Source organism: Haloterrigena salina JCM 13891 (genome assembly GCF_000337495.1).
Lineage (GTDB): Archaea > Halobacteriota > Halobacteria > Halobacteriales > Natrialbaceae > Haloterrigena > Haloterrigena salina.
Genome location: NZ_AOIS01000067.1, coordinates 194,515 through 219,664 on the forward strand (window position 1 = coordinate 194,515; position 25,150 = coordinate 219,664).

Below are 25,150 nucleotides of genomic sequence, written 5' to 3' on the forward strand. Positions count from 1 at the left end.
GCCATGAAACAGGCCATCGTCGCCCGCACCGATATCGGCATGGGGCAGGGAAAACTCGCCGCGCAGGTCGCCCACGCGTCGCTGTCGGCCTACGAGAAGGCGGACAAACAGCTTCGAAAGCAGTGGAAACAGGGCGGCCAGAAGAAGGTCGTCCTGAAAGGCGAGAGCGAGCGCCAACTCCACGAACTCGCCGCGATCGCCGACAGTGAGGGCATCCCCAACGCGATCGTGCGGGACGCGGGCCACACGCAACTCGAGCCCGGAACGGTCACGGCGCTGGCTGTCGGCCCGGCGGGAGACGACCGCGTCGACAGAGTCACGGGCGAACTCTCCCTGTTCTGAGCGCGATCGACGGCTCGGCGTCCGCGGATCGTTTCAACTGTCATACACCAGTAGATACTTCCCTTCGGGAGAATTCTCGTAAAATACAATGGCAGTAATCTCGACGGAAGACGAAGGCAAGTTCCTGATGGACGTCAGAGGCGAGCAGATCGGCATCGTCACCGAGATCGATCCCGTCGAACAGGTCGCGTACGTCGACCCCGATCCGAGCCTGACGGAAGCGTGGGTCCAGAGCCTCGGCCGCGGCGACGCCAACGAGGACGACCTCGAGGTCCCGGCCGAGAGCATCGAGACGATCACCGACTCGGAGGTTCGCGTCGACGCCGACCTCAGTAGCGAGGCCTGAGACGCGACGCTTAGAGCGCCAGCCAGATCGCCGCGCCGACGAGCACCACCGAGACGACGATCGCGCCGACGCGAGCCGTTCGCTCCTCGAGCGGTCCGTCGAGGAACGTAAGCGCCAGGAAGTACACCGGAACGAGGGCGATACCGAGCAGGAACCCGATGCCGGGAAGCTCGCCCCTAATGAGCGCCACGATCACGATCCCGGCGGCCATACTGACTGACAGCTTGAGCGGCCAACGAGGATCCGCCGTCTCCATACGTTCCGATTCGGTCAACTCGTTGATAACTGGTTCGGTCGCGTCGGTGGCCGCTCTCGAGGCCCGGCTCCGAGACGGCGCGACCGCGAGAACGAACCGATTTATCCCCGGCCGCCTAAGCGCCGCCATCCAGCATGCGCCCGGCACATTCCACGGAGCAGGCCGTCGGCATGGAGCACTACGTCACCGATACCGACGGCGTCGGCGGCCGCCTGCGAGCGGACGACGACCACTTCCGCGTGCGCGAACGCGAGCGCTTCGACACCGAACCCGTCGACGCGCCGACGGACGCCTACCCCTACCTCGTCGTTCGCGCGACGCTGTCGGGCTGGGACACCAACGACTTCGCCGGCCGGCTCTCGGACGCGATCGGCGTCTCCCGCGAGCGGGTCAACTGGGCCGGGACGAAGGACAAGTACGCGGTCACCACGCAGCTGTTCTCGATCTACGGCGCCGACCCCGAGGATCTCCCAGAGGTCCGCGGCGCAGACATCGAGATCGTCGGCCGCGCGGGCCGGTCGCTCGAGTTCGGCGACCTCGCGGGCAACGAGTTCGAACTGGTCGTCAGCGACCCCGACGACCCCCAGCGCGCGACCGAGATCACGGACGAACTGCACGCCTTCGGCGGCCTCGAGGACGGCACCGACGAGACGGATGACGACGCGGCCGGCGACGAGACGACCGTCTCGATCGGCGTCCCCAACTTCTTCGGCCAGCAGCGCTTCGGCAGCCGCCGCCCGGTCACCCACGAGGTCGGCCTCGAGATCGTCCGCGACGACTGGGCCGGCGCGGTGATGGCCTACCTCGGGAACCCCGCCGACGCGGAACCCGAGTCCACGCAGGAGGCCCGCGCGTTCGTCGAAGAGACCCGCGACTGGCAGGAAGCCCTCGAGCGCTTTCCCAATCGCCTGCGCTACGAGCGCTCGCTCTGTCACGGGCTCGCCGAGGTCGACGGCGACCCCGACCCCGAGGACTACCGCGCGGCCCTCGAGCGCCTGCCGTCGAACCTCCAGCGGCTGTTCGTCCACGCCGCCCAGTCGTACGCGTTCAACCTGATGCTCTCCGAGCGCCTCGAGCGCGGGCTCCCGTTCGACGAACCCGTGGAGGGAGACGTGGCCTGCTTTGCCGACACCGACTCGCCGGCGGGGCTCGAACTGCCCGATACCGACCGCCTCCAGCGGGTCACCGACCGTCGCGTGCGCTCGGTCCGGCGCCACTGCGAGCGCGGCCGGGCGTTCGTCACCGCGCCGCTGGTGGGCACCGAGACGGAGCTCGCCGACGGCGAGCAGGGCGAGATCGAACGCGCCGTCCTCGACGAACTGGACCTCGAGCCCGCCGACTTCGACCTGCCGGGCGAGTTCTACTCGAGTGGCACCCGGCGCGCGATTCTGGTTCGGACGACCCTCTCGCTCGGGACCGAGCCGCTGACTCTCTCGTTCGGTCTGCCGAAGGGGTCGTACGCGACGGTTGTCTGCCGGGAGTACCTGAAGGTCGATCCGGTCGACCTGGGATGAGGCGGAGGTTTTTGAGGCCCTGTGGCGAAGTGAATCTATGACTTCGGGAGGCCACGGATTCGTCGCGGATCGGAACGATCACGACGACCGACGCGACCGCGATGATGGCGCCGCCGAGCGGGGAACCGGCGTCGTCGGAACGAGCGGGGACCGCGCGCTCGTCGACTGGCGGAAACTGGACGTCGACGGGGCGACGGTGTACGAACTCGAGTACGACCAACCGGCGCCGGAGCCGACGACCCGCGCGCCGACGTTCGGGCCGACCAGCGGCGGGACGGTACCCAGTCGCGAGCAGTCGGTTCGGCTGCCCGACGGCGAGCGGATCCCCGCGACCGAAGCGGCCTTCGAAACCGAGGGGACGACGCTTCGCGTCCGCCGCGAGGAGCCGTCGCTCCTCGCCCGCCTCCGCCGGTTTGTTCCGTGGTAACGTCCGGTTCTCACGCGAGCGCATCCCGGAGAACGATGCCGAAGCCGGCGGCGCCGACGCAGAGCGAAATGAGACCGCCGATCCCCGTCAGCGCGAGCGCACCGTTGATGGCTGCGGCGACGAGCAACGGCGTCAGCCAGCCGTCGTCGCGGCCGACCAGCCGCTCGGCGATGGCGAGGTAGCCGATGGCGGCGCCGACCGCCCACACCAGGTAGGCGACGACGACGAGCGGAATCGCGACGAGGATGCCGACGATGGTGATGACCAGCAGGAACGTCAGGAGACCGAGGCCGAGCAGCGAGAGGATCCCGTAGAGGAAGCCGCCGATGGGGTCCTCGATCACGGCGGCCATCATCCGTTCGGTGTACCCGGGGGCGATCGCGACCAGAATCGCGCCGACGACCAGCGTCGTCAGGAACGCGCCGATCGCGCCGCCGGCGAGCCCGACCGGCGTGCCGACGTCGACGTCGACTCCCGGGTTCGGATTCGCCTGTGCGATCGAGACGGCCATCGTGACGGACTGAACGAAGTCGATCATACGTCCCGTAGGACGCGCTCGAGGGTAAACTGGCGCATTTCATCAGCGAGTGCGAACGTCCACTCGGCGAGTGCGATCGCGACACGGACGACCGAGCGACTGGGGCCGCGACGGCGCGAGCGACGACCGCTACTAGGCTTTTGTCCGCTGGAGTCCTACAACCCCCATGCGCAGAACATCCGCGCGAAGTACCCGACTGCAACGGGAGATCGACGAGCTCGTCGCTCGGGGGTGGACGATCGAGGAGGAGGCGCCCGACCACGTGGTGATGATCGATCGGGAGTTCGGCTCGCTGGTCTCGCACCTGCTGGTCGCGATCCTGACGTTCTGGTTCTCGATGGGCGTCGGAAACGTCGTCTGGGGTGCCTACAACTACGTCGCGAACTCCCAGCGGCGCGTCCTCTGGGAGGATGGCCAAGAATGTCCGAACTGCGGCGCCAGCGCCTCGCCGGACGCCGCCTACTGCCCGGACTGCGGCGAGGACCTCGCGAGCGGACGCGACTCGAGCGCCACCGTCGTCTGTCCCGACTGCGAGGCCGCCGTCGACGCGGGCTCGCGGTACTGTCCGAACTGCGGGACGAGACTCGCCGACGCGGTCGGAGAGCGGACCGACGCGGTCGACAGTGGGGCCGGCGCGGTCGACGACAGGACTGACACGTTCGACACCGGTTCCTGAGCCGCCCGCGGACGCGTCGTCGCGGAACCGAACCGATAGGTAGCTCGCCGTCCATGCCACGACTACGACGAATGGATCCCCACGACGCGCCCCACGTCCTCCTGACGAACGACGACGGGATCGACGCGCCCGGCATCCGGGCGCTGTACGACGCCCTGACCGAAGTCGCGACGGTGACCGTCATCGCGCCCGACCGCAACCAGAGCGCCGTCGGCCGGTCGCTCTCCTACGGGCGGACCGGGTCCGAGAGCGACGACCGCTCGATCGACCTCGAGGCCGACGGCTTCACCTCGCCGGTCCCCCACGCCGACCACGAACTCGGCTACGCCGTCGACGGGACGCCCTGCGACTGCGCCATCGTCGGCGTCAACGCCCTCGAGCCCCGACCCGACCTCGTCGTCTCCGGCTGCAACTCCGGGGCGAACCTCGGTTCTTACGTCTTCTCGCGGTCGGGGACCGTCAGCGCCGCCATGGAGGCCGCCTTCCTCGGAACGCCCTCGATCGCCGTCTCGATGGACACGCTGGGCATGGAGTCGGAACTCGAGCCCGCGGACTTCGCCCACACCGGCGAGATCGCCGCCGCGCTCGTCGAGGGGACGCCCGGAACCGGCCTGTTCGACCGCGTCGACTACCTGAACGTCAACGTCCCGCGACCGGACGTCGAGAGGGAAGGGTTCGAACTCACCCGGCCGACAGAGGTGTACGAGATGGATGCGGCCCTCGAGAACGGGGAGTTCCAGCTCACGAACCGGCTCTGGCAGCAGATGGCCAACCGCGACATCCCCGATCCCGAGGACACGGACCGCCACGCGCTGCTCGAGGGGCAGCTCTCGGTCTCGCCGATGCGGGTCCCTTACGACGTCGTGGAAACGGACGCGGTGGCGAAGATTCTCGAGGACGTTCTGTAGCGGCCGCCGGGCCGCAGAACGAGGGAGTGCGGAGCGGTACCGACGACGCGACCGTCGCCGGAAGCGGGTCGTGGACCGGATTGGTCGAAAACGCGCCTGTTTTACATCCCTCTCCCGAACGGTCGATATGGAGTGTCGCCACTGCGCATCGCCGCTCGAGAAACCCGGCGATTTCTGTCTCGTCTGCCGGGAAGCCAACACGGAAGCGATCGTCCTCGAGGCGGCACGCGAACGCGCGACACTGACGATGCTCGCGGCCGACGGTGACGGCGGAGACGGCGCCGACTCGGCGAGGCGGGACGACGATCCGATTCTGGGCGAGACGACGATCACCACGATGCCCGAAGACGGCGAGAACGAGGTCGTCGAACTCCGGAACTTCGCGGGGTTGATCGGCGACGAGATCCGCCGGAAACGACCCGAAGAGGTCTACGCCGGCGGCGATCGGGCGGTGATCCAGGCCGTCCGCGAGGACATCCACCACCAGTTCTACCGCGTCGAGGACGAGGAACCCGTCGACGCCGTCCTCGAGCGGCGGGGCAACCGCGCGCTGGACGTCGTCCAGACGCCGCCCGCCGAAAAGATCGGCGGCAGCCACTCGACGCTGATCGGCGGGCGAACGGGAATGCGGGCGATCCGTACCGTTGCCGGCCACCCCCACGTCAAGAAGGTCATTCCGGGGCCGATCGACGCCGGCGGGAAGGGCTCCCAGTCGGGGCTTCGCGCAAAAGTTACCCGCGCAGACGACGGCGGCAACGTTCGCATGCTCCTGCGGGACGGCTCGAGCGTCCAAGAGAACCGGGTCGTCACGACCGCGCGCGATCGGGAGATGGGCGAGCGGATCCGCGAGGACCTCAACGAAGTGCTGACCGACGCCGAGTTTCAGTAGCGTCCTCATCCGCTGCGAAAGCCCAATATCACCGTCGCTGTTATCGCAGTCGGAGCATCGTCGCCAGTGACGGCCGCGCCCGTTCTCGACGCCGTTCGCGTAAATATTGTCACTACCTGATGGAAGAGACAGTCTCTGCTGGTTCTCAGGCCCTTATCAGACCGGGTGTAATTAGATATAATTAGCCATGTTCGAGCGTCCCGACGCCGTGCTGGCTGCGATTCCGCTGCTCGCGTTGAGTGGGCTCGTCCTCCGATCGGCTATCGCGCTGACGGGCATCGGGACGGGACTGCTGGCCGCTCCCCTCGCCCCCGTCGGCTACCTCGCCGCGCTGTCGCTCGTCTTCCGGGAACTGCTCGCCGGGCCGGTCGCCGAGGAGGCGACGGAGTGACCGCGAGCGGGGCGGACCGATCGCCGCCGGCGCGCTCATCCCTCACGCGGCGCGTCGAAGCCGGCCGAACTCAACAGGTTTAAGAATCCGCTGCCGATAGCTAGCCCTACTATGGCCAAGAAAGGAAACGTCGGTAGCGCGGGCCGGTTCGGTGCACGCTACGGTCGCGTCGCCCGACGTCGCGTCAGCGAGATCGAAGACGACATGCAGAGCGCCGAGGTCGACGGCGACGACGTCACCCGCGTCGGCACCGGCATCTGGAAGAACGAGGAGACCGGCGAGGTCTTCACCGGCGGCGCCTACCGTCCGGAGACCCCCGCCGGCCGCACCGTCAAGCGCTCGATTCGCGCAGCGCTCGCCGAGGACGACGAGTAACCCTCTCGAGCCAGTATGAGTTACAAGTGCTCCCGCTGTAAACGCGACGTCCAGCTCGACGAGTACGGTGGCGTCCGCTGTCCCTACTGTGGCCACCGCGTGCTCCTGAAAGAGCGCAGCCGGGACGTCAAGGAAGTCGACGTCCAGTAACCGCGCGTGCCTTCTCACGACGCGACTCTCGAGTTCGACTACGAGACGCCGTCTCGCGCACGGCTCGTCGCCGAGAGCGTTGCCCGCGAGGTCGGCGAGATTGACGACGACCGTTCGCAGACGACCATCGACCGCGACGGCTCGACCGTCCGCATCGAGATCGACGCCGCGGACGTGATCGCCCTGCGAGCCGCGTTGAACACCTGGTTTACGCTGGTCGACGTCGCCGAGCAAGCGGCCGATATCGGGATGGCGGCCCTCGAGACGTAAGCGCCGCGATCGGCGCCGCTATCGACGGTGCAGGTGCTGGTTTTCGATTTTTGCCCGTCGGCGCCGAGGCATCGGTATGGCGACGGCTGACAGCCTGCGGCGACGACTCCTGCTCGCGGGGGGAACGATCGGCTTCGGATTCGGCGCCGTCGTCGACACCGTGATCTTCCACCTCACGTTACAGACCCACCACCTCCTGTCGGGTTACTACGATCCCTACAGTCTCGACGGCTACCGGACGAACGTGATGTTCGACGGCCTGTTTCTGATCGCCACGCTCGCCATCACGTGCGTCGGCTTCGGACTGCTCTGGCGCGTGGTCAATGGCACGGATCGGCGCTTCTCGACGACGTACCTGCTCGGCTCGGTTCTCGTCGGCGCGGGCGTGTTCAACGTCTACGACGGGGTCGTCGACCACTACGTGCTCGACCTGCACAACGTCGTCCACGGGACCGAAGCGTGGAACCCCCACTGGGTCGTCGTCAGCGTCATCATGCTCGCGCTCGGGCTGGGTCTCCTGCGAGTGGCCGACGGCGCCGTCCGGCCGAGAAACGCCGACACGGGACACCTCGAGTGAGAAACCGCGGCGCGTCGACCCCGCTTAGAGCGCGTCCAGCGCCACCGTCACCGAATCGCCCTCGAGAAACGCGGTTTCGTACCCCTCGTGGCGCGCCACCTGCGGCGGCGTCTCGAGGTCGATCGCGAGCTCGCCGCCGCCGTCGAGGAGGGACGGCTCGACGGCCGTCCGGTAGCAGTGGCCGAGCCTGGCGTCGATCGCTTCCTCGAGGTGCGCGCTCGCGACTCGTTCGCCGTCTCGGGAGATCGCCGCGGAGAGTGAGGCGAAGGGGAGCGGATACGCGTTGTGGACCGTTCGCGCCGTCACCGCCAGCGTCGGCCGGTCGGTTCGGGCTCGATCCGCGCCGAGGAGCGTCGCGGCGTACTCGACGTCGGCGCTCGTCGCGCGGCCGAGTATTGCTGCGGATTCCCGATCGCGCTTGTCACTGTTCTCCGCGCCGACGGCGTGATCCATCGGCTCGAGCGCGTCGGCCTCGCCGCGGCCCTCGTCCTCGTCGATCAACCGGCGCTCGATATCGTCGATCGCGTCGGTCTCGAACGCGAAGTCGATCTCGACGCTCGTCTCGGCCTCGAGGCCGTCGGCGACGCCGCCGATCGCGTCCGCGGTCGTCGCCCCGATCCGGATCGTCGCGGTGTACGGGCCGTCGCCCTCGAGCGGAACGTTGTCGCCGTAGTGGGGCCCCATCCGCTGGGAGAGCATCGGCCAGAGCGACCGCTCGTCGACCGTGTCGGCGGCGTCATCGCTGTCGTCGGTAGCGTCGCCGCGCGTCCGGATCGCCGTCCGCACCGACGCCGGAACGAAGGTCCCGGTCTCGGCGTCCCGGACGGTTACCATCAGGTGGACGTCGTGACGGGAGCGGATATCCGCCCGATTGCGCTCGTCGTCGGCGACGATCCAAAAGGAGTGCGGACGGGTCGCCAGCAGGGCAATCTCGCGCCCGCCGCCGGTCGCGGTCCCATAGGTCACCATTCCGTCGGCATGGGGCGGGACGTAGACGCCCTCGGGCGGATCGACGACGAGTTCGCGCCAGGCGTCCTCCCGGCGAAACGTCTCGAGGCAGCCGGCGGACAGCCCCGCGAGGAGGGCGCCGCCGGTCGCGAGCGCCGTGCGCCGTCGCATCGCCCGTTCAACGCCGTCGCGACGGATAGGCCTGCGGGCTGCTGGTGCCGACTTCCCGGTCGATGACAAAGCTTGGCTTTATCAGTCCGGAGGGCGACGGTCGAGGTATGCAGGGTAATCTGCCGCCGGAAGCACAAGAGAAAATCGAACAGCTTCAGGACCTTCAGGAGACCGCACAGCAGGTCGCCGTCCAGAAGCAGGAAGCCGAATCGAACCTCACCGAAGCCGAGAACGCCCTCGAGGAGCTCGACGAGATCGACGCCGAGACGCCGATGTACCGCAAGGTCGGCGAACTGCTCGTCGAGACCGAGTACGACGAGGCCGAGGAGGACCTCGAAGAGAAGGTCGACTCCCTCGAGATCCGACTCGAGACCCTCGAGAAACAGGAAGAGCGCGTCCAGGATCAGTTCGAGGAGCTCCAGGACGAGCTCGAGGAACTGCTCGGCGGCGCCGGCGGCGGCATGGGCGGCCCGGCCGGTCCGGGCGGCCCGGGCGCAGGCGGCGCATAAATGTCGACCGGCGAACCGACCGACGAGGAGGTCGTGCAGACGGCCTCCGACGCTGCGGAAGGCTACGTCTTCTCGCAGTACAAGCAATCGGCAGTGCGTGATCTCGACGTCACCGTCACCTTCGAGGACGGCGTCCTCGAGGTCGACGTCTATCTGAACGCGCCCGGAGGTCCGGACGAGGACGATCCCGACCCCGAACGGGTCGCCGACGACGCCGCGCTCGTCGCGCGGGACGCCGTCGACGAACTGTTCGGCGAGTAACGGTCGAAACCGACCCCCTTCTCGATTGCTCTCTCGACGGCGAGCAACGGGTATCGCGGTTGACCGCCGGTTGCAGCCGATGCGGTACGGGTATCACGTCCCGTCCGAGACGGAACCGATATCCGCGCGACTACTCGAGTCAGCGACTCGAGACGACCGAACCCGCGCCGATGACCCAGCCGGGTGTCGAGGCCATGCCGTTTTTATCCTTCTATCCGTTCTCGCGGCGGCCTCGAGGGACCGGAACACGACTACGAGAGAACACGCCGGTGGGGATCCTCGGGACTGTCGCAGCTAGCGAACGATAGCGAAACCGACAGATGGATGACTGAGCGGTAGAGAACCGGTGACGGATCGACCGATGAGACGGCTCGAGTCGTCCTACCGAGACTCGCAGATCTCGAGGAAGTTCTCGAATATTTCGTCGCCTTCCTCGGTGTGGGCGACCTCCGGGTGCCACTGGACGCCGTAGAGGTCGCGGTCGGTGTCGCTCATCGCCTCGACGCCGCAGACGTCGCTCTCGGCGGTGAGTTCGAATCCGTCGGGCAGTTCTTTGACCTCGTCGGCGTGGCTCGCCCAGACGCGGGTTTCCGGATGGAGCGACCCGGTCAGCGGGTCGTCGTCGTCGACGATCTCGACGTTCACGTCGGCGTAGCCGCCGTACTCGCCGCCGCCGACGCGGCCGTCGAGCTCCTCGGCGATCAGTTGCATCCCCAGGCAGATGCCGAGTACCGGTACGCCCGCCTCGAGGTAGTCGGCGGAGCGGCCGATCCGGTCCATGTCGGGGCCGCCGGAGAGGACGACGCCGTCGGCGTCGACGTCTTCGGGCGGCGTCTCGTTATCGATCAACTCCGTGTCGACGCCGAGGTCGCGAAGGGCCCGGCGCTCTAAGTGGGTGAACTGTCCGTGGTTGTCCACCACGACGATTTTCGTCATTGGAGGGTCCTAGCCAGTCACTCGGTAAAAACGGTCCGGAAACCGTCGTCGCCGCGCGCCGGTCGCCGTCTGTGCTCTTATTCGCTACTACGCCCCTTTTCAATTTACTTTCTCGGAATGTAACGGTGTTCCATGCATCTTATCGACAGAATCGGCCAAGAATAGGAATCATCCAACCACCGTATAGTACGATACCAAAACGTTCATACATACTCCTGGAGTATCGTGTACTATGACACTCGAGGCCGGATCGGTCGGAAGTGAGTCGGCGACCGACGGCGATGTCGTCGCCGCGATCGACGAAATCGACGGTCAGCCGCATCTCGTGATCGCCGATATCGGACGGGACGACGTCTGGCTCTCGATGACCGAGGAGGACGCCGCCTCGCTGGACGAGTGGCGATAGCGCCACACCGCGGGTTTGCTGTCCCGATGGCGGTGTCCGGTTCGCAACTAACAGCAACCGGTTCCGGGTTCCGGTACGCTTATACGCATCTCACGGAACGATACCAGTATGGCAATCGATCTCAGTGAGTTCGATCATCCGGCGTGGCTCACCGCGGCCGGCGCGGGTCTCGGGTATCTGCTGATCCTCGCCGTGTTCACGGTCGCCCTGTTTGTCGTGCCGTACGTCGTCTTCACGACGCTATAGTCGGTCCGCGTCCGGATTCGGACTCGCACGAGTACCCTCGTTTTACCTTCAGGGTGGGGTTGTCTCTTCCGCTTCGAGCCGATAGCACGGCGCTCGAGGCGAAGTGTATCCGAGTAGCCCTCGGAACGCGTCGCTCTCGAGAGATGAAAACGGAGAGAGAAACTCGTCTAGGCGAAGGTCTTCGAGACGTCCTCGGTCTCGTCCGAGTCGGCTTGGACCTTGTCCCAGGCGCTGTGGAAGTCCTTCATACGGATTTCCGTGCGGTCGTCGCGGATAGCGAACATGCCGGCCTCGGTGCAGATCGCCTTGATGTCGGCCCCGGAGGCCTCCTCGACGTCCTCGGCCAGGTCGCCGAATTCGACGTCGTCGGCGACGTTCATGCCGCGGGTGTGAATCTTGAAGATGATCTCACGTCCCTCGGCGTCGGGCTTGGGGACCTCGATGAGGCGGTCGAACCGACCGGGCCGGAGGATCGCGCGGTCGAGCATGTCGAAGCGGTTGGTGGCGGCGATAATGCGGATCTCGCCGCGTTCCTCGAAGCCGTCCATCTCCGAGAGGAGTTGCATCATCGTCCGCTGGACCTCGGCGTCCCCGGAGGTTTTGGACTCCGTTCGCTTGGCGGCGATGGCGTCGATCTCGTCGATGAAGATGACGGCGGGCTCGTGCTCGCGGGCGACGTCGAAGAGGTCGCGAACGAGCTTCGCGCCCTCACCGATGAATTTGTGGACCAGCTCGGAGCCGGCCATCTTGATGAAGGTCGCGTTGGTCTCGTTGGCGACGGCCTTGGCGAGCATCGTCTTGCCCGTCCCCGGCGGGCCGTACAGCAGGACGCCGCTCGGGGGTTCGATCCCGACGTCGTCGAACATCTCGGGCTTCTCGAGGGGCATCTCGACGGTCTCGCGGACCTCCTGCATCTGCTCTTCTAAGCCGCCGATATCCTCGTAGCTGACCTCGGGGCTCTCGGTGACTTCCATCACGCGAGCGCGGACGTCGGTCTCGTTCGAGAGCGTCTTGACGATCGACAGCGAGTTGTTGACGGCAACTCGGTCGTCGGGTCCGAGGTCCTCTCGCATCTCCTCGGTGACCTCCGTCAGCGCCTCCTGGTTGTTCCCGTGCTGTTTGATAATGACGCCCTCGTCCGTGAGTTCCTGGACGGTGGCGACGAACAGCGGCGACTGCTTGAGTTTCTTGTTCTCGTGGGTCAGTCGCTCGAGTTTCTGCTGGTACTTGTTGTTCTCGGCGTTCGCATCGAGGAGTTTGTCACGCATCTCCTCGTTTTGCGACTCGAGGACCTCCAGCCGTTCCTCGAGCGCCTGGATCTTCTCCTGTTGGGACGCCTCGTCCTCGTCGTATGGGAGGTCGACGTCGTCCACAGTGTCGCTCATCACCCGACCTTTGGGGGCTGGTTCATAAGAGGCTTCGGGTAGGTGCACTCGCCTCGTAATATGAACGTCGCGCATTTTTTGAAACAGAAAATATTATCAGCCTGTATTCGAAACGGGAGGGTGATGAGCGCTTCAGAATCGCTTCGACAGGAGCCCGAGGAGCGGGGAACGTGGGACGACGTCAGAGAGCTTCCGCCGAGTGCCAAGCTCGTCGCGAAGGTCCTCGAGTACAACGACACGATGACCCAACAGCAGATCGCCGACGAGACGCTGCTGCCCTCCCGAACGGTGCGGTACGCCCTGAACCGCCTCGAGGAGGAGAACGTCATCGACTCCCGGTTCTCGTTTTCCGACGCCCGCAAGCGTCTGTACAGCCTCGAGATCGAATCCTAAGTCGGAATCGACTCTCCTACTGCTCGACTACGCGGCGTTGCCGTTCGACGCTTCTCTTCGCGTCTCGTTTTTCGCGTCTCCGCTCACAGCGAGTTCGGTAGTCGATAGTAAACACCCACTGCGGAGTCGCTCCGGTCCGGCCGATTACGCTTTGATTACGGTGGCGCACGCTGTCGATCGCGTCCGAGCGAGAGTGAAGACCGATCGACGACACCGTGCGAGGGATGATCGAACGAGCGTAGCGAGTGAGTGAATCGGCTGGGGAGGGTGTGGAAATCCCTGCTGCCACGATAGCAGAAGTCTCTTCTCGAGGAGCAAATGAACGAGAAGGGCGTCGATGAAACGTGGCGTCCTGCTGATTCTGGCAACGGGGAATCGCCACGCCCTCCCCAGCCGATTCGCTCGCACCTACTGTCGCTCGCTCATCCCTCGCACGGTGTTATCGTCCGCCCTCACTATCGTTCGGTCGGACGACAGCGCGCGCCACCGTAGTACCGCCGTCTTGCCGAAACGTCCATCTCACAAACGGGACGACTGTCGGTTTCACTCTCACGTCGGTCACGGAACCCCTTTAGGGAGCGCCTGCCAACGACTGTGCAATGACGCGGGTTATCCATACGGGCGATACCCACATCGGGTATCAGCAATACAACTCTCCACAGCGCCGCGAGGACTTCCTCGAGGCCTTTCGCTCGGTCGTCGAGGACGCGGTCGCCGACGACGTCGACGCCGTGGTCCACGCCGGCGACCTCTTTCACGACCGGCGGCCGAGTCTGGTCGACCTCCAGGGTACCGTCGAAATTCTGCGCACGCTCGACGACGCCGACATTCCCTTTCTGGCCGTCGTCGGCAACCACGAGTCGAAACGGGACGCCCAGTGGCTCGACCTCTTCGCGGATCTCGGGCTGGCGACCCGCCTCGGCGCCGATCCCGAGATCGTCGGCGACGTCGCCCTCTACGGCCTCGATTTCGTCCCCCGGTCGCGCCGCGATGACCTCGAGTACGCGTTCGAACCGGTCCCCGACGCCGCCGAGCACGCGACGCTGGTGACCCACGGCCTCTTCGAGCCCTTCGCACACGCCGACTGGGACACCGAGGAACTGCTCGAGGAATCCACGGTCGACTTCGACGCCGTCCTGCTCGGAGACAACCACAAACCCGACACCGCAGAGGTCATGGATACCTGGGTCACCTACTGCGGGTCGACCGAGCGCGCGAGCGCCAGCGAACGGGAGGACCGGGGCTACAACCTCGTGGACTTCGACGCGGACGGCGGCGTCGCGATCAGTCGCCGCGGGCTCGCGGACACCCGCGAGTTCGTCTTCGTCGACGTCGAACTCGAGGCCGGCGAGGGCGTCGACCGCGTCCAGGAGCGAGTTCGCCAGCACGACCTCGAGGACGCCGTCGTCATCGTCACCGTCGAGGGCGAGGGGAAGCCGATCACCCCCGCGACGATCGAGGAGGCCGCCATCGACCGCGACGCGTTGGTCGCCCGGGTCAACGACCGCCGGGAACTACCCGACGAGGACGAAGAGGTCTCCGTCAGCTTCGCCGACCCCGATGCGGCGGTCCGCGAGCGCGTTCGAGAACTGGGACTCAGCGACGCCGCCCGGAGCATCGACGAGACCGTCCGCGACGACGACCTGGTCGACTCGAACGTCCGCGAGACCGTCGAGCGCCGCGTTCGCGACTTACTCGAGGACGACGAGTCGGCGTTCGATCCCGCGCCCGAACGCGCCCCCGAGGACGAGGACGTGACGACCGTCGCGGACGAACTGGCCGGCGACGACGCGAGCGGTGATTCCACGGCGGCTGCCGACGCGGAACCGACAGTAGCGAACGGCGGGGAAACCGCGGCCGCAAACGGTGGGGAAACCCCGTCAGCGGCCGACGATGAACCAGAACCCGAATCCGAGTCCGAGCCCGAATCCGAGGCGACGGAGGACGACTCGAGCGAGGAACCGACGGACGACCCGGCCGACGCCGACACCGCCTCGCTGGGTGATTTCGCGTGAGGGTCGATCGCGTCCGCCTGCTGAACTTCAAGTGCTACGGCGAGGCCGATCTCGGTTTAGAACGGGGCGTCACCGTCGTCCACGGCGTCAACGGCAGCGGGAAGTCGACGCTGCTCGAGGCCGTCTTCTTCGCGCTATACGGCTCAAAGGCCTTAGACGACCGCACCTTAGACGACGTGATCACGACCGGCGAGGAGGAGTCCGAGATCGAACTCTGGTTCACCCACGACGGCCGGGAGTACCGCGTCGAGCGACGGCTCAAACTTCGTGGCGATCGAGCGACCACGACGAAGTGCGTCCTCGAGACGCCGACCGAGACGGTCGAGGGGGCCCGCGACGTCCGTCGCGAGGTGACCGAACTCCTGCGGATGGACGCCGAGGCGTTCGTCAACTGCGCGTACGTCCGCCAGGGCGAGGTCAACAAGCTCATCCACGCCTCGCCGGGCGACCGCCAGGACATGATCGACGACCTCCTCCAGTTGGGCGCGCTCGAGGAGTACCGCGAGCGGGCCAGCGACGCCCGACTCGGCGTCAAGACAGTCCTCGACGGCCAGCGAGAGGTCCTCGAGGACCTCCGCAAACAGGTCGAGCAGAAGGAAGCGAAGGATCTCCACGAGCGACTCAACGGGCTCGAGTCCCGCCGAACCGACGTCCGAGAGGAGATCGATCGCTTCGAGGAGCAACGCGAACAGGCCAGACAGACCCTCGAGACGGCCGAGGACGTCCTCGAGCGCCACGAGGAGACCCGCGAGGAGATCGAGCGACTCGACGAGGAGATCGATAACCTGCGGTCGAAGATCTCCGAGACCGAACGCAAGCGCGAGGGCGCGAAAGACGAGATTCGGGATCTCGAGTCCCGACGCGAGGAACTCGCCGACGAACGCGAGGCGTTGCTGGCCGAGGTCGACCTCGACGACGCCGAGAGCGGAACCGGCGACGAGACCGTCGAAGACCGAATCGAGGAGCTCGAGGCCCGCGACGAGGAGCTCCGGGACGAACTCGAGGAGGTCCGCGTCGCGATCACCGAGACTAACGGCGAGATCGAACGGCTCCGCGAGGAGGCCGACGACCTCGAGACCCAGGCGGAACAGGCCCGAGCGGACGCCGACGATCTCGAGTCGAAACTCGAGGCCGACGAGGAGACCATCGCGGACCGCGAAGAGAAACTCGAGGAACTCGACGAACAGATCGAGGCGGCGCGCGAACGGTTCGCGGACGCGCCGGTCGACTTCGGCGACGCGGCCGACCACCTCGAGTCCCTCGAGCGCGAACGCGACGAGTTAACCGACGAGATCGGCGACGTCACGGCCGACATCCGGACCGTCGAGAACGCCATCGACGAGGGGGAGCGACTCCTCGAGGAAGGAAAGTGTCCGGAGTGCGGCCAGCCCGTCGAGGACTCGCCGCACGTCGACGTCCTCGAGGAGAAACGGGAGGAACGCGACGAGCTCGAGGAGCGACGGGACGACCTCAAGGACGAGCGCGACGACCTCGACGAGCGGATCGAACGCGCCGAGGAACTGCGCGAGGCCGAGCGACGGGTCGACCGGCTCGAGGAGAACCGCGAGAACATCGAGCAGTTGCTCGCCGAGAAACGCGAGACCCTCGAGGAGCGCCGGGAGCAGCGCGACCAACTCCGCGAGGAGGCCACGGAGTACGAGGACGAGGCCGCGGAGAAACGCGCGCAAGCGGACGACCGCGAGGAGGAGGTGGCCGAGCACCGCGGCGAACTCGGCGCGATCAACACCGAACGCGGCGAGATCAGGGAATCGCTCGAATCGCTGCGCCGAATCGCCGAGATCGACGACGAGCGGGCGGAGCTCGCCGCCGAGATCGAGAACCGCCGGGAACGGCGCGACGACTGGCAGACGATGAACGACGAACGCCGCGAGACGCTCTCGAGCAAACGCGAGCGCAAGCGCGACCTCGAGTCGGAGTTCGACGAGGAGCGCATCGAGACGGCCCGCGGGGACAAGGAAAGCGCCGAACAGTACATCGCGAAGGTCGACGACAAACTCGAGGAACTCGAGGAGAACCGCACCGAGATCCAGAACGCCATCGGCGCCGCCGAACGGGAGTTCGAGGAGCTCGAAGAGCTTCGGGATCGCCTCGAGGCGATCGAGGAGCGCTGCGAGCGCCTCGAGTCGCTGTACGACGAGGCCGAGACGCTGCAGGCGACCTACGCGGACCTGCGGGCGGAGCTGCGCCAGCGCAACGTCGAGACCCTCGAGCGATTGCTCAACGAGACGTTCGATCTGGTCTACCAGAACGACTCCTACGCGGGGATCGACCTCGACGGCGAGTACCGGCTGACGGTCTACCAGAAGGACGGCGAGGCACTCGAACCCGAACAGCTCTCCGGCGGCGAGCGGGCGCTGTTCAACCTCAGCCTGCGGTGTGCCATCTACCGACTGCTCGCGGAGGGCGTCGAGGGATCGGCACCGATGCCGCCGCTGATCTTGGACGAGCCGACGGTCTTCCTCGACTCGGGCCACGTCACGCAACTCGTCTCGCTGGTCGAATCGATGCGGGATCTGGGCGTCGAACAGATCGTCGTCGTCAGCCACGACGAGGAACTCGTCGGCGCGGCCGACTCGCTGGTCCGCGTCGAGAAGGACGCCACGTCGAACCGCTCGCGACTCGAGCGCGGCGAACCGCCGGAGGTCGAACTGCTCGCGTCGGACTGAGGCATCGATCGAGTCGCGGTCGAGTCTCCGTTCGGCGCGGCGTCACGGACGCTTCCGAGCCGCGGCGCTCGAGGCGGAAGCGGCGCTCGTCAAAACAAATTCGACTCCTTCCCTCGTTACGACGCGCTGTCGGGCACCTCGCTCGAGGCGGCGCTCGAGGGTTCGACCGCGTCCTCGGCCTCGTCGATCGCGCCGATGGCCTCGAGCGCGTGTCGACACTCGTCGGTGACCCGATAGCCGCGCTCGCCGGCGACCGTCGTCTCGGCGAGCAGTCCCGCGGACGTCAGTACCGTCAGCCGGCCGTGGAGGTCGCTCTCGCAGAAGGCGTCGGCGTCGAGGATCGTTTTGACCCCCAGGGGCCCCCGCTCGGCGAGTTCGATCAGGAGTCCGAGGGTCGCCTCGTCGTGGACCGTCGTCAGCAGCGTCCGCACCGGCCCGGAAACGGTCCGGGCGGCCGTCTCGAGGGGCGACTCGTCGACGTCCTCGAGGCGGTCGTTCTGAACGTAACACTCGTTGCCGTTCTGTGGATCGCGCACCAGGCTCGCGTGTTCGGATCGCTTGAGAAGCAGGTATCGTTTGCCGGTGTCGTCTTGGACGGATTTCATGATCGATCGGTATCGCCCGGTGGCTGGTGTTGGGAGAGCCCGCCTCAAGTAGTTTCGGCTATGCGCACGGATGACAATAGAGTGTTACGTATCGTCGTTCGTTTCGGGAGCCGTCGCGACGCCGGCGTCGCTCGAGGCGTCGGGCCCCGGTTCGTCGTCGTCGTTGGCGTCGACGTACCGCTGATAGTGGCGATACCGGCGCGCGGTGAAGACGGTACAGGCGAGTCCGATCACGAAGAGTATGCCGGCGGTTCTCGTCGCGCCCTCGAAGACGAGAAACAGCGCGGCGAGCGCGTACGTGAGCACCGCCCCGTTGACGAAGAGCACCATCGCCCAGAAGGTTTCGCGTAGCTCCGTCGGGACGTCGGTCTCGTCGGTCGAAACCTCCGGTTCGGCGGGCTCGGCGGGCTCCTCGGACTCGAAATCTTCGCGAATATCCGACCAGAACCCGCCGCCCGCGTCCTCGGACGACACCTGCGGAATCGTGAGGGAATCGCTCTCGGGATCGCGAAACTCCTCTTCCGGATCGTACTCGTCGCGTTCGTCGTCGGGCCGGTCGGATCCCACACGTCAACGGTGGAGCAGCCAGCAAAAAAGGGTTCGCGTTCGGAGCGATCGGTCGGGCGGCGCAGGCGAGAGCGGAGTCCGTCAGGCCAGTTCGGACAGCATGAGGGTTCGAGAAGTCTCCACCCACGCGAGCGGGTTCTCGGCGTCGTAGAAGACGACACCGTCCTCGATCTCGTAAGACTCGATCGTCGCGGTGCCCTCGGGCTGGCTACGCGGCTCGCTTCGATCCGTCGTGTCGTCTGCGTTGGTGGACACTTCGATCACCTGACTTCATGGTAAGTGTTACCACATTATATGTCTTGTTGCTCTTGCAAAACTGTGAGACGCGCTCGGGGAGGCGACGGTCGACCGAAGTGTGGGGGTTTTTATCCGGCGACTGCCAACCCCGACACCATGACTGAGGCGGGCCAATCCGGACTCGCGGACTTCGGCGGCGAGTCCGACGACGCGGACGAGCGGCCGGAGGAAGAGGCGGTTGCCGTCGCCGGCAACGGCGGCTCGAGTGCCGCCGAGGTAATCGACGTGATTGAAGAGACCCTGCCCGAACCGCAGGGCGAACTCGAGCTCGCGGTGATGCAGGTCGATTACACCATCGCGGGCTACGGCGACGAGGAGCGGCCGATCATGCACGTCTTCGGACGCACGCCCGACGGCGAGCTAGAGCACGTCCAGTTCGTCGGCTTCCGGCCGTACTTCTACGCGCCGACGGACAGCTTGGAACAGCCCCCCGAGGAGCAGTACGACCGCTTGACCGGCAGCCGGGAGTACGACGAGGACGGCGAGCCCTACGAGAGCATCCGCGGCGAGAAACTGACCAAAATCTTCGGCCAGACGCCCCGCGACGTCGGCCAGGTCCGCGACGACTTCGACCACTTCGAGGCCGACATCCTCTTCCCGAACCGGTTTCTGATCGACAAGGACGTCCGCAGCGGCATCCGCGTCCCGGAGCGACGCGCCGAGGACGACTCGCTGGTCGTCCCCCACGACGAGGTCGAGGCTGTCGACGTCGACGCCGAGCCGCGCGTCAACACGTTCGACATCGAAGTCGACGACCGCTCGGGCTTCCCCGAGGACGGCGAAGAGCCGATCGTCTGTCTCACCAGCCACGACTCCTACCGCGACGAGTACATCATGTGGCTCTACGAGGCCCCGATCGGCGACGGCCCGATCCCTGAGGAAATCGAGAACTACGATCCGATCGAGGGCGAGATCGACCACGAGGTCCGCGCCTTCGAGGACGAGGAAGCGATGCTCGAGGCCTTCATCGACTACATCGAGGAGACCGATCCCGACGTCCTCACGGGCTGGAACTTCGAGGACTTCGACGCGCCGTACTTCCTCGACCGCCTCGAGGAAGTCGACGGCCCCCACCACGACTACGACCTCTCGATCGATCGCCTCTCGCGGGTCGACGAGGTCTGGCGCAGCAACTGGGGCGGGCCCGACATCAAGGGCCGGGTCGTCTTCGACCTGCTGTACGGCTACCAGCGGATGGTCTTCTCCGAACTGGATTCGTACCGGCTTGACGCGGTCGGCGAGGCCGAACTGGGCGTGGGGAAGGAACGGTACGCCGGCGACATCGGCGACCTCTGGGAGGACGACCCCACGAAACTGCTCGAGTACAACCTCCGGGACGTCGAACTCTGCGTGGAACTGGACCGCCAGCAGGAGATCATCCCGTTCTGGGACGAGGTGCGTTCGTTCGTCGGCTGTAAGTTAGAGGACGCACCGACGCCCGGCGACGCGGTCGACATGTACGTCCTCCACGAGGCCTACGGCCGCTTCGCCCTCCCCTCGAAGGGCCAACAGGAGGCCGGCGAAGAGTACGAGGGCGGCGCCGTCTTCGAGCCGATCACGGGCGTCAAGGAGAACGTCACCGTGCTCGACCTGAAGTCGCTGTACCCGATGTGCATGACCACGATCAACGCCTCGCCGGAGACGAAGGTCGACCCCGAGAAGTACGACGGGGAGACCTACGTCGCGCCGATCGGCGACGACGAGATCCACTTCCGGAAGGAACCCGACGGCGTCATGCGCGAGATGATCACGGAACTGCTCGCCGAGCGCGAGGAGAAGAAGGAACTCCGGAACGAGTACGAGCCTGGGAGCCTCGAGTACGAGCAGTACGACCGCCAGCAGGGAGCGGTGAAGGTCATCATGAACTCGCTGTACGGCGTCTCCGGCTGGGAGCAGTTCCGGCTCTACGACAAGGAAGCGGCGTCCGCGATCACCGCGACCGGCCGCGAAGTGATCGAATTCACGGAGACCGCGGCGAACGAACTCGACTACCAGGTCACCTACGGCGACACCGACAGCGTCATGCTCGAGTTGGGCCCCGACGTCTCGACGGAGGAGGCCATCGAGCAATCCTTCGAGATCGAGGAGCACATCAACGGTCGCTACGACGACTTCGCGCGCGAGGATTTGAACGCGGAGGCTCACCGGTTCCAGATCGAGTTCGAGAAGCTCTACCGGCGGTTCTTCCAGGCCGGCAAGAAGAAACGCTACGCCGGCCACATCGTCTGGAAGGAGGGCAAGGACGTCAACGACATCGACATCGTCGGCTTCGAGTACCAGCGCTCGGACATCGCCCCGATCACCAAGGAGGTCCAACACCGGGTCATCGAGATGATCGTCCGAGAGGGCGACGTCGAAGGGGCGAAGGAGTACGTCAACGGGATCATCGAGGACGTCCGCACGGGAGACATCTCCCTCGAGGAGATCGCCATCCCGGGCGGCATCGGCAAACGACTGGACAACTACGACACCGACACTGCGCAGGTCCGCGGGGCGAAGTACGCGAACCTACTGTTGGGCACTAACTTCCAGCGCGGGAGCAAGCCCAAGCGCCTCTACCTCGACCGCGTCGATCCCGCCTTCTTCCGCCGGATGGAGAGCGACGAAGGATTCGATCCCCAGCGCGACCCCCTCTACGGCGCCTTCAAGCGCGACCCCGACGTGATCTGCTTCGAGTACGAGGACCAGATCCCGCCGGAGTTCGAGGTCGACTACGACAAGATGCTCGAGAAGACCCTGAAGGGGCCGATTTCGCGGATTCTCGAGGCGCTAGATGTCTCGTGGGACGAAGTCAAGAGCGGCCAGGAGCAGACGGGACTGGGCAATTTCATGTGAATATCAGTTTGACCGCGCGATAGCTAGGAGACGCAACCATTTTACCCCACTATTTCTTAAATACACAACATATAGTCGTATGTGAAAAGAAAACTCTGCACAACATCTCCACCGGATAAACAGATTGTTGAAGAAAGCGACGCCATTGTTGATATTCGCCATCTCATTGGAATTCCTGTACGATGGCATCGTGGGCATTACGCTTGCCAACCCATTGAGCGTCATCGAACTCGGTGGCGCGGCCGTAGGCGTGGCAGCGTTCGGGTATCTCCTCGTTCGGTACAGGTTTGATTCCATCAGATTACGACTCTCGACAGCGTGCAGTGAACCTAATCTAACGCAACTAGAAACATCAACTTTCATTTGATATTGTTTCGGTATCATGTTCGTTGCCGTGGATTCTCCTGAGGGCGCAACGAGGAGACGCAACCGAACGCCCGCTTGGTGCTGGCGTCGAGGATAGAGTTCCGTGCAGGCGGCAGTGAGACGACGACTTCGCTTCTATCAATAATTGGTATCGCCGCAGATCCGGGTGCGGTCCATGAGAATCAGATATCGTCCGAATCGCCCGAAACCGACCAACGAAGAACGATCTTATGGCGTAGATCGATGGTGATTTATCGTCATTAGAGAGGTTGGTCTCACAGAATTGCTTGAATTACTCGACGGCAATACAATATAACTAGTGGAGGTGGTTTAAGTGCTTTTCCAGCACGAGAGTTATGATTATTGATTAGCAAAACTATTTTGTCTCTTCAAGACTGGATCCAATTGGATACGAAACCGTTATCAGTCATACGACCCACTCTTCAGATGAGCGAATACTATGGCACGTCTCGAACTATCCAACCTGCACGCGGAAGTGGCGGAGGGCGACGAGAAAATTCTCGAGGGCGTCGATCTCGAGGTCGAGTCCGGCGAGATCCACGCCCTGATGGGGCCCAACGGCTCCGGGAAGTCGACGACCGCGAAGGTCATCGCCGGTCACCCCGCCTACGAGGTCACCGAGGGCGAGGTTCTGCTCCACCTCGAGGACGAGGAGTTCGGTGAGGACATCGAGATCGACGAGGACCAGCGCACCTGGAACCTGCTGGATCTCGAGCCCAACGAGCGCGCCGCGCTCGGTATCTTCCTCGGCTTCCAGTATCCCGCCGAGATCGAGGGCGTCACGATGACGAACTTCCTCCGCACGGCGCTGAACGCCAAGATCGAGGAGCGCGAGGAGCTCTTCGAGGACGAGGACGGCGACGAAGCGGAAGAAGAGGAGGACGAAGGCTTTGAGTCCTCGCCGATGGAAGGCCCCGCGGACGAGGGCGAGGTCGGCGTCGCCGAGTTCCAGGGGATCCTCCAGGAGAAGATGGAGCAGCTGGAGATGGACGAGAAGTTCGCCCAGCGCTACCTCAACGCCGGCTTCTCCGGCGGGGAGAAGAAGCAGAACGAAGTGCTGCAGGCCGCCATCCTCGAGCCGTCGATCGCCGTCCTCGACGAGATCGACTCCGGGCTCGACATCGACCGCCTGCAGGACGTGTCCAACGGGATCAACGCGCTGCGCGACGAGCAGGGCACCGGTATCCTTCAGATCACCCACTACCAGCGCATCCTCGACTACGTCGAGCCCGATCACGTCCACGTGATGCTCGACGGCCAGATCGCCAAGAGCGGCGGTCCGGAGCTCGCCGAGAAGCTCGAGGACAAGGGGTACGACTGGGTTCGCGAAGACGTCTACGGCACCGCGTAACCGGATTCGACTAGAACAACCGTAATAACGCTACAGCCGTAACCATAAACCACATCAACCAATGAGTTCCGATCAAGACCACCTAAAAGAGACAGACACTGAGGCCCGGTTCGAGTTCAAGAAAGAGGAGAACTCCGCCGTCAGATCCGGTAAAGGCCTAACTGAAGAGGTCATCCGCATGATCTCCGACGACAAGGACGAGCCCGACTGGATGCTCGAGCGACGCCTCCGCGCGCTCGAGCAGTACCAGAACATGCCGATGCCGTCGGACTGGCCCGGCATGCCGGACCTCTCCGAACTGGACGTCGAAGAGATCATCCCCTACATCCGCCCGGACGTCGACAAGCGCGAAGGCGTCGACGACTGGACGGAGCTGCCCGACGACATCAAGGACACGTTCGATAAGCTGGGCATTCCGGAGGCCGAGAAGAACGCCCTCTCGGGCGTCGGCGCCCAGTACGAGTCCGAGGTCGTCTACCAGAACATGCAAGAGCAGTGGGAGGAGAAGGGGGTCATCTTCTGTAACATGGACAAGGCCGTCCAGGACCACCCCGAGCTCGTCAAAGAGCACTTCATGACGACCTGCGTGCCGCCGAGCGACAACAAGTTCGCCGCGCTGCACGGGGCCGTCTGGTCCGGCGGCTCGTTCGTCTACGTCCCCGAGGACGTCACCGTCGAGATGCCGGTTCAGGCCTACTTCCGCATGAACTCGGAAGGGATGGGCCAGTTCGAGCACACGCTCATCATCGCCGAGGAAGGCTCCGAGGTCCACTACATCGAGGGCTGTTCGGCCCCGAAGTACGGGACCCACAACCTCCACTCGGGCGGCGTCGAGGTCTTCGTGGGCGAAGACGCCCACGTCCAGTACTCGACCGTCCAGAACTGGTCGAAGAACACGTTCAACCTGAACACCAAGCGCGCCATCTGCGAGGAGAACGGCACGATGGAGTGGGTCTCGGGCAGCATGGGATCGAAAGTGACCATGCTCTACCCGTGTACGATCCTCAAGGGTCGCGGCTCGACGGACACCCACATTACCATCGCTCTGGCGGGCGAGGGTCAGGACATCGACACCGGTGCGAAGGTCTACCACAACGCGCCCGAGACGAGTTCGACAATCGAGTCCAAGTCGATCGCCAAGGACGGCGGCCGTACCAACTACCGCGGTCTCGTCCACATCGCCGACGGTGCCGAGAACTCGAGCACCGCCGTCGAGTGTGACGCGCTGATGTTCGACAACGAGTCGACCTCGGACACCATGCCGTACATGGAGATCGAGGAGTCGAAGGTCGACGTCGCACACGAGGCGACCGTCGGCAAGATCGGCGACGAGGACATCTTCTACCTCCAGTCGCGCGGACTGGACGACGACGACGCCAAGAAGATGATCGTCGCCGGCTTCATCGAGCCGATCACGGAGGAACTGCCGATCGAGTACGCGGTCGAACTCAACCGCCTCATCGAACTCGAGATGGAGGGGAGCCTCGGATAA

General features: G+C 65.2%; 30 protein-coding genes. 22 read left to right on the plus strand and 8 right to left on the minus strand.

Going from position 1 to position 25,150, the window contains the following annotated elements:
* Window positions 1–3: 3 nt before the first annotated feature.
* Complete coding sequence (gene pth2 / locus C477_RS21715) at window positions 4–342, plus strand: peptidyl-tRNA hydrolase Pth2 (RefSeq protein WP_008896726.1); 339 nt, start codon at window positions 4–6, stop codon at window positions 340–342.
* Between the two features lie 88 nt (window positions 343–430).
* Window positions 431–688, plus strand: coding sequence for a hypothetical protein (locus C477_RS21720; protein ID WP_008896727.1), 258 nt, complete (start codon window positions 431–433; stop codon window positions 686–688).
* Window positions 689–698: 10 nt separating this feature from the next.
* On the opposite strand, the gene C477_RS21725 is transcribed toward C477_RS21720, so the two are convergent.
* Window positions 699–944, minus strand: coding sequence for a hypothetical protein (locus C477_RS21725; protein WP_008896728.1), 246 nt, complete (start codon window positions 942–944; stop codon window positions 699–701).
* A gap of 134 nt (window positions 945–1,078) precedes the next feature.
* On the opposite strand from C477_RS21725, the gene truD reads away from it, so the two are divergent.
* Window positions 1,079–2,458 (plus strand): tRNA pseudouridine(13) synthase TruD, encoded by a 1,380-nt coding sequence (gene truD / locus C477_RS21730; RefSeq protein ID WP_008896729.1) that lies wholly within the window; start codon window positions 1,079–1,081, stop codon window positions 2,456–2,458.
* A 175-nt stretch (window positions 2,459–2,633) separates the two neighbouring features.
* The gene (locus C477_RS21735; protein ID WP_049914788.1) at window positions 2,634–2,885 is read left to right on the plus strand and encodes a hypothetical protein; all 252 of its coding nucleotides are present in this window, start codon (window positions 2,634–2,636) and stop codon (window positions 2,883–2,885) included.
* A gap of 10 nt (window positions 2,886–2,895) precedes the next feature.
* On the opposite strand, the gene C477_RS21740 is transcribed toward C477_RS21735, so the two are convergent.
* Window positions 2,896–3,423 (minus strand): hypothetical protein, encoded by a 528-nt coding sequence (locus C477_RS21740; protein ID WP_008896731.1) that lies wholly within the window; start codon window positions 3,421–3,423, stop codon window positions 2,896–2,898.
* A 166-nt stretch (window positions 3,424–3,589) separates the two neighbouring features.
* On the opposite strand from C477_RS21740, the gene C477_RS21745 reads away from it, so the two are divergent.
* From C477_RS21745 to C477_RS21780, 8 genes are all read left to right on the plus strand, one after another.
* Window positions 3,590–4,099, plus strand: coding sequence for a zinc ribbon domain-containing protein (locus C477_RS21745; RefSeq protein ID WP_008896732.1), 510 nt, complete (start codon window positions 3,590–3,592; stop codon window positions 4,097–4,099).
* 71 nt (window positions 4,100–4,170) lie between these two features.
* Window positions 4,171–5,007, plus strand: coding sequence for a 5'/3'-nucleotidase SurE (gene surE / locus C477_RS21750; protein ID WP_008896733.1), 837 nt, complete (start codon window positions 4,171–4,173; stop codon window positions 5,005–5,007).
* 127 nt (window positions 5,008–5,134) lie between these two features.
* A complete protein-coding gene (locus C477_RS21755; protein WP_008896734.1) occupies window positions 5,135–5,896 on the plus strand; it encodes a DUF2103 domain-containing protein in 762 nt (253 codons plus the stop codon).
* Between the two features lie 187 nt (window positions 5,897–6,083).
* Window positions 6,084–6,287: a hypothetical protein gene (locus tag C477_RS21760; protein ID WP_008896735.1), complete on the plus strand. Its 204-nt coding sequence runs from the start codon at window positions 6,084–6,086 to the stop codon at window positions 6,285–6,287.
* A gap of 111 nt (window positions 6,288–6,398) precedes the next feature.
* Window positions 6,399–6,662: an eL43 family ribosomal protein gene (locus C477_RS21765; protein WP_008896736.1), complete on the plus strand. Its 264-nt coding sequence runs from the start codon at window positions 6,399–6,401 to the stop codon at window positions 6,660–6,662.
* 15 nt (window positions 6,663–6,677) lie between these two features.
* A complete protein-coding gene (locus tag C477_RS21770; RefSeq protein WP_006181151.1) occupies window positions 6,678–6,812 on the plus strand; it encodes a DNA-directed RNA polymerase subunit P in 135 nt (44 codons plus the stop codon).
* A 6-nt stretch (window positions 6,813–6,818) separates the two neighbouring features.
* A complete protein-coding gene (locus C477_RS21775) occupies window positions 6,819–7,082 on the plus strand; it encodes a KEOPS complex subunit Pcc1 (protein WP_008896737.1) in 264 nt (87 codons plus the stop codon).
* Between the two features lie 76 nt (window positions 7,083–7,158).
* Complete coding sequence (locus C477_RS21780; protein WP_008896738.1) at window positions 7,159–7,659, plus strand: DUF2243 domain-containing protein; 501 nt, start codon at window positions 7,159–7,161, stop codon at window positions 7,657–7,659.
* Window positions 7,660–7,683: 24 nt separating this feature from the next.
* On the opposite strand, the gene C477_RS21785 is transcribed toward C477_RS21780, so the two are convergent.
* Window positions 7,684–8,778 (minus strand): iron transporter, encoded by a 1,095-nt coding sequence (locus C477_RS21785; protein ID WP_008896739.1) that lies wholly within the window; start codon window positions 8,776–8,778, stop codon window positions 7,684–7,686.
* 107 nt (window positions 8,779–8,885) lie between these two features.
* On the opposite strand from C477_RS21785, the gene C477_RS21790 reads away from it, so the two are divergent.
* Entirely contained in the window at window positions 8,886–9,287 is a 402-nt protein-coding gene (locus C477_RS21790; protein ID WP_008896740.1) for a prefoldin subunit beta, read from the plus strand.
* Window positions 9,288–9,548 (plus strand): hypothetical protein, encoded by a 261-nt coding sequence (locus C477_RS21795; protein WP_008896741.1) that lies wholly within the window; start codon window positions 9,288–9,290, stop codon window positions 9,546–9,548.
* 381 nt (window positions 9,549–9,929) lie between these two features.
* Here C477_RS21795 and C477_RS21800 read toward each other — a convergent pair whose 3' ends face one another.
* Window positions 9,930–10,484: a GMP synthase subunit A gene (locus tag C477_RS21800; RefSeq protein WP_008896742.1), complete on the minus strand. Its 555-nt coding sequence runs from the start codon at window positions 10,482–10,484 to the stop codon at window positions 9,930–9,932.
* 232 nt (window positions 10,485–10,716) lie between these two features.
* On the opposite strand from C477_RS21800, the gene C477_RS24270 reads away from it, so the two are divergent.
* Together C477_RS24270 and C477_RS24275 are read left to right on the plus strand one after the other, a co-directional pair.
* Window positions 10,717–10,890, plus strand: coding sequence for a DUF7556 family protein (locus C477_RS24270; RefSeq protein ID WP_008896743.1), 174 nt, complete (start codon window positions 10,717–10,719; stop codon window positions 10,888–10,890).
* A 108-nt stretch (window positions 10,891–10,998) separates the two neighbouring features.
* Window positions 10,999–11,136 carry a hypothetical protein gene (locus C477_RS24275; protein WP_008896744.1) on the plus strand — a complete coding sequence of 46 codons (138 nt, stop codon included), beginning with the start codon at window positions 10,999–11,001 and terminating at the stop codon, window positions 11,134–11,136.
* Between the two features lie 167 nt (window positions 11,137–11,303).
* On the opposite strand, the gene pan1 is transcribed toward C477_RS24275, so the two are convergent.
* Window positions 11,304–12,521: a proteasome-activating nucleotidase Pan1 gene (gene pan1, locus C477_RS21805; RefSeq protein ID WP_008896745.1), complete on the minus strand. Its 1,218-nt coding sequence runs from the start codon at window positions 12,519–12,521 to the stop codon at window positions 11,304–11,306.
* Window positions 12,522–12,644: 123 nt separating this feature from the next.
* On the opposite strand from pan1, the gene C477_RS21810 reads away from it, so the two are divergent.
* The 3 genes from C477_RS21810 (at window position 12,645) to rad50 (ending at window position 17,616) form a co-directional block, all read left to right on the plus strand.
* Window positions 12,645–12,914: a MarR family transcriptional regulator gene (locus C477_RS21810; protein ID WP_008896746.1), complete on the plus strand. Its 270-nt coding sequence runs from the start codon at window positions 12,645–12,647 to the stop codon at window positions 12,912–12,914.
* Between the two features lie 599 nt (window positions 12,915–13,513).
* A complete protein-coding gene (gene mre11 / locus C477_RS21815) occupies window positions 13,514–14,929 on the plus strand; it encodes a DNA double-strand break repair protein Mre11 (RefSeq protein ID WP_008896747.1) in 1,416 nt (471 codons plus the stop codon).
* On the plus strand, window positions 14,926–17,616 hold the full coding sequence (gene rad50 / locus C477_RS21820) for a DNA double-strand break repair ATPase Rad50 (RefSeq protein ID WP_008896748.1): 2,691 nt from the start codon (window positions 14,926–14,928) through the stop codon (window positions 17,614–17,616). Before mre11 ends, rad50 begins: the two co-directional genes overlap by 4 nt.
* A gap of 116 nt (window positions 17,617–17,732) precedes the next feature.
* Here rad50 and C477_RS21825 read toward each other — a convergent pair whose 3' ends face one another.
* From C477_RS21825 to C477_RS21835, 3 genes are all read right to left on the minus strand, one after another.
* Window positions 17,733–18,221: a DUF7346 family protein gene (locus C477_RS21825; protein ID WP_008896749.1), complete on the minus strand. Its 489-nt coding sequence runs from the start codon at window positions 18,219–18,221 to the stop codon at window positions 17,733–17,735.
* An 84-nt stretch (window positions 18,222–18,305) separates the two neighbouring features.
* Window positions 18,306–18,788 (minus strand): DUF7322 domain-containing protein, encoded by a 483-nt coding sequence (locus C477_RS21830; RefSeq protein WP_008896750.1) that lies wholly within the window; start codon window positions 18,786–18,788, stop codon window positions 18,306–18,308.
* 81 nt (window positions 18,789–18,869) lie between these two features.
* A complete protein-coding gene (locus C477_RS21835) occupies window positions 18,870–19,052 on the minus strand; it encodes a DUF7331 family protein (RefSeq protein ID WP_008896751.1) in 183 nt (60 codons plus the stop codon).
* Between the two features lie 129 nt (window positions 19,053–19,181).
* On the opposite strand from C477_RS21835, the gene C477_RS21840 reads away from it, so the two are divergent.
* From C477_RS21840 to sufB, 3 genes are all read left to right on the plus strand, one after another.
* Window positions 19,182–21,920 (plus strand): DNA-directed DNA polymerase, encoded by a 2,739-nt coding sequence (locus tag C477_RS21840; protein ID WP_008896752.1) that lies wholly within the window; start codon window positions 19,182–19,184, stop codon window positions 21,918–21,920.
* Between the two features lie 826 nt (window positions 21,921–22,746).
* On the plus strand, window positions 22,747–23,658 hold the full coding sequence (locus C477_RS21845; protein ID WP_008896753.1) for an ABC transporter ATP-binding protein: 912 nt from the start codon (window positions 22,747–22,749) through the stop codon (window positions 23,656–23,658).
* Between the two features lie 61 nt (window positions 23,659–23,719).
* Complete coding sequence (gene sufB, locus C477_RS21850) at window positions 23,720–25,150, plus strand: Fe-S cluster assembly protein SufB (protein ID WP_008896754.1); 1,431 nt, start codon at window positions 23,720–23,722, stop codon at window positions 25,148–25,150.

Bases quoted from the DNA above. Each gene is read 5' to 3' on its own strand.
- pth2 (WP_008896726.1), top strand. From the start codon at position 4: ATGAAACAGGCCATCGTCGCCCGCACCGATATCGGCATGGGGCAGGGA.
- C477_RS21720 (WP_008896727.1), top strand. From the start codon at position 431: ATGGCAGTAATCTCGACGGAAGACGAAGGCAAGTTCCTGATGGACGTC.
- C477_RS21725 (WP_008896728.1), bottom strand. From the start codon at position 944: ATGGAGACGGCGGATCCTCGTTGGCCGCTCAAGCTGTCAGTCAGTATG.
- truD (WP_008896729.1), top strand. From the start codon at position 1,079: ATGCGCCCGGCACATTCCACGGAGCAGGCCGTCGGCATGGAGCACTAC.
- C477_RS21740 (WP_008896731.1), bottom strand. From the start codon at position 3,423: ATGATCGACTTCGTTCAGTCCGTCACGATGGCCGTCTCGATCGCACAG.
- C477_RS21745 (WP_008896732.1), top strand. From the start codon at position 3,590: ATGCGCAGAACATCCGCGCGAAGTACCCGACTGCAACGGGAGATCGAC.
- surE (WP_008896733.1), top strand. From the start codon at position 4,171: ATGGATCCCCACGACGCGCCCCACGTCCTCCTGACGAACGACGACGGG.
- C477_RS21755 (WP_008896734.1), top strand. From the start codon at position 5,135: ATGGAGTGTCGCCACTGCGCATCGCCGCTCGAGAAACCCGGCGATTTC.
- C477_RS21760 (WP_008896735.1), top strand. From the start codon at position 6,084: ATGTTCGAGCGTCCCGACGCCGTGCTGGCTGCGATTCCGCTGCTCGCG.
- C477_RS21765 (WP_008896736.1), top strand. From the start codon at position 6,399: ATGGCCAAGAAAGGAAACGTCGGTAGCGCGGGCCGGTTCGGTGCACGC.
- C477_RS21770 (WP_006181151.1), top strand. From the start codon at position 6,678: ATGAGTTACAAGTGCTCCCGCTGTAAACGCGACGTCCAGCTCGACGAG.
- C477_RS21780 (WP_008896738.1), top strand. From the start codon at position 7,159: ATGGCGACGGCTGACAGCCTGCGGCGACGACTCCTGCTCGCGGGGGGA.
- C477_RS21785 (WP_008896739.1), bottom strand. From the start codon at position 8,778: ATGCGACGGCGCACGGCGCTCGCGACCGGCGGCGCCCTCCTCGCGGGG.
- C477_RS21790 (WP_008896740.1), top strand. From the start codon at position 8,886: ATGCAGGGTAATCTGCCGCCGGAAGCACAAGAGAAAATCGAACAGCTT.
- C477_RS21795 (WP_008896741.1), top strand. From the start codon at position 9,288: ATGTCGACCGGCGAACCGACCGACGAGGAGGTCGTGCAGACGGCCTCC.
- C477_RS21800 (WP_008896742.1), bottom strand. From the start codon at position 10,484: ATGACGAAAATCGTCGTGGTGGACAACCACGGACAGTTCACCCACTTA.
- C477_RS24270 (WP_008896743.1), top strand. From the start codon at position 10,717: ATGACACTCGAGGCCGGATCGGTCGGAAGTGAGTCGGCGACCGACGGC.
- C477_RS24275 (WP_008896744.1), top strand. From the start codon at position 10,999: ATGGCAATCGATCTCAGTGAGTTCGATCATCCGGCGTGGCTCACCGCG.
- pan1 (WP_008896745.1), bottom strand. From the start codon at position 12,521: ATGAGCGACACTGTGGACGACGTCGACCTCCCATACGACGAGGACGAG.
- C477_RS21810 (WP_008896746.1), top strand. From the start codon at position 12,645: ATGAGCGCTTCAGAATCGCTTCGACAGGAGCCCGAGGAGCGGGGAACG.
- mre11 (WP_008896747.1), top strand. From the start codon at position 13,514: ATGACGCGGGTTATCCATACGGGCGATACCCACATCGGGTATCAGCAA.
- C477_RS21825 (WP_008896749.1), bottom strand. From the start codon at position 18,221: ATGAAATCCGTCCAAGACGACACCGGCAAACGATACCTGCTTCTCAAG.
- C477_RS21840 (WP_008896752.1), top strand. From the start codon at position 19,182: ATGACTGAGGCGGGCCAATCCGGACTCGCGGACTTCGGCGGCGAGTCC.
- C477_RS21845 (WP_008896753.1), top strand. From the start codon at position 22,747: ATGGCACGTCTCGAACTATCCAACCTGCACGCGGAAGTGGCGGAGGGC.
- sufB (WP_008896754.1), top strand. From the start codon at position 23,720: ATGAGTTCCGATCAAGACCACCTAAAAGAGACAGACACTGAGGCCCGG.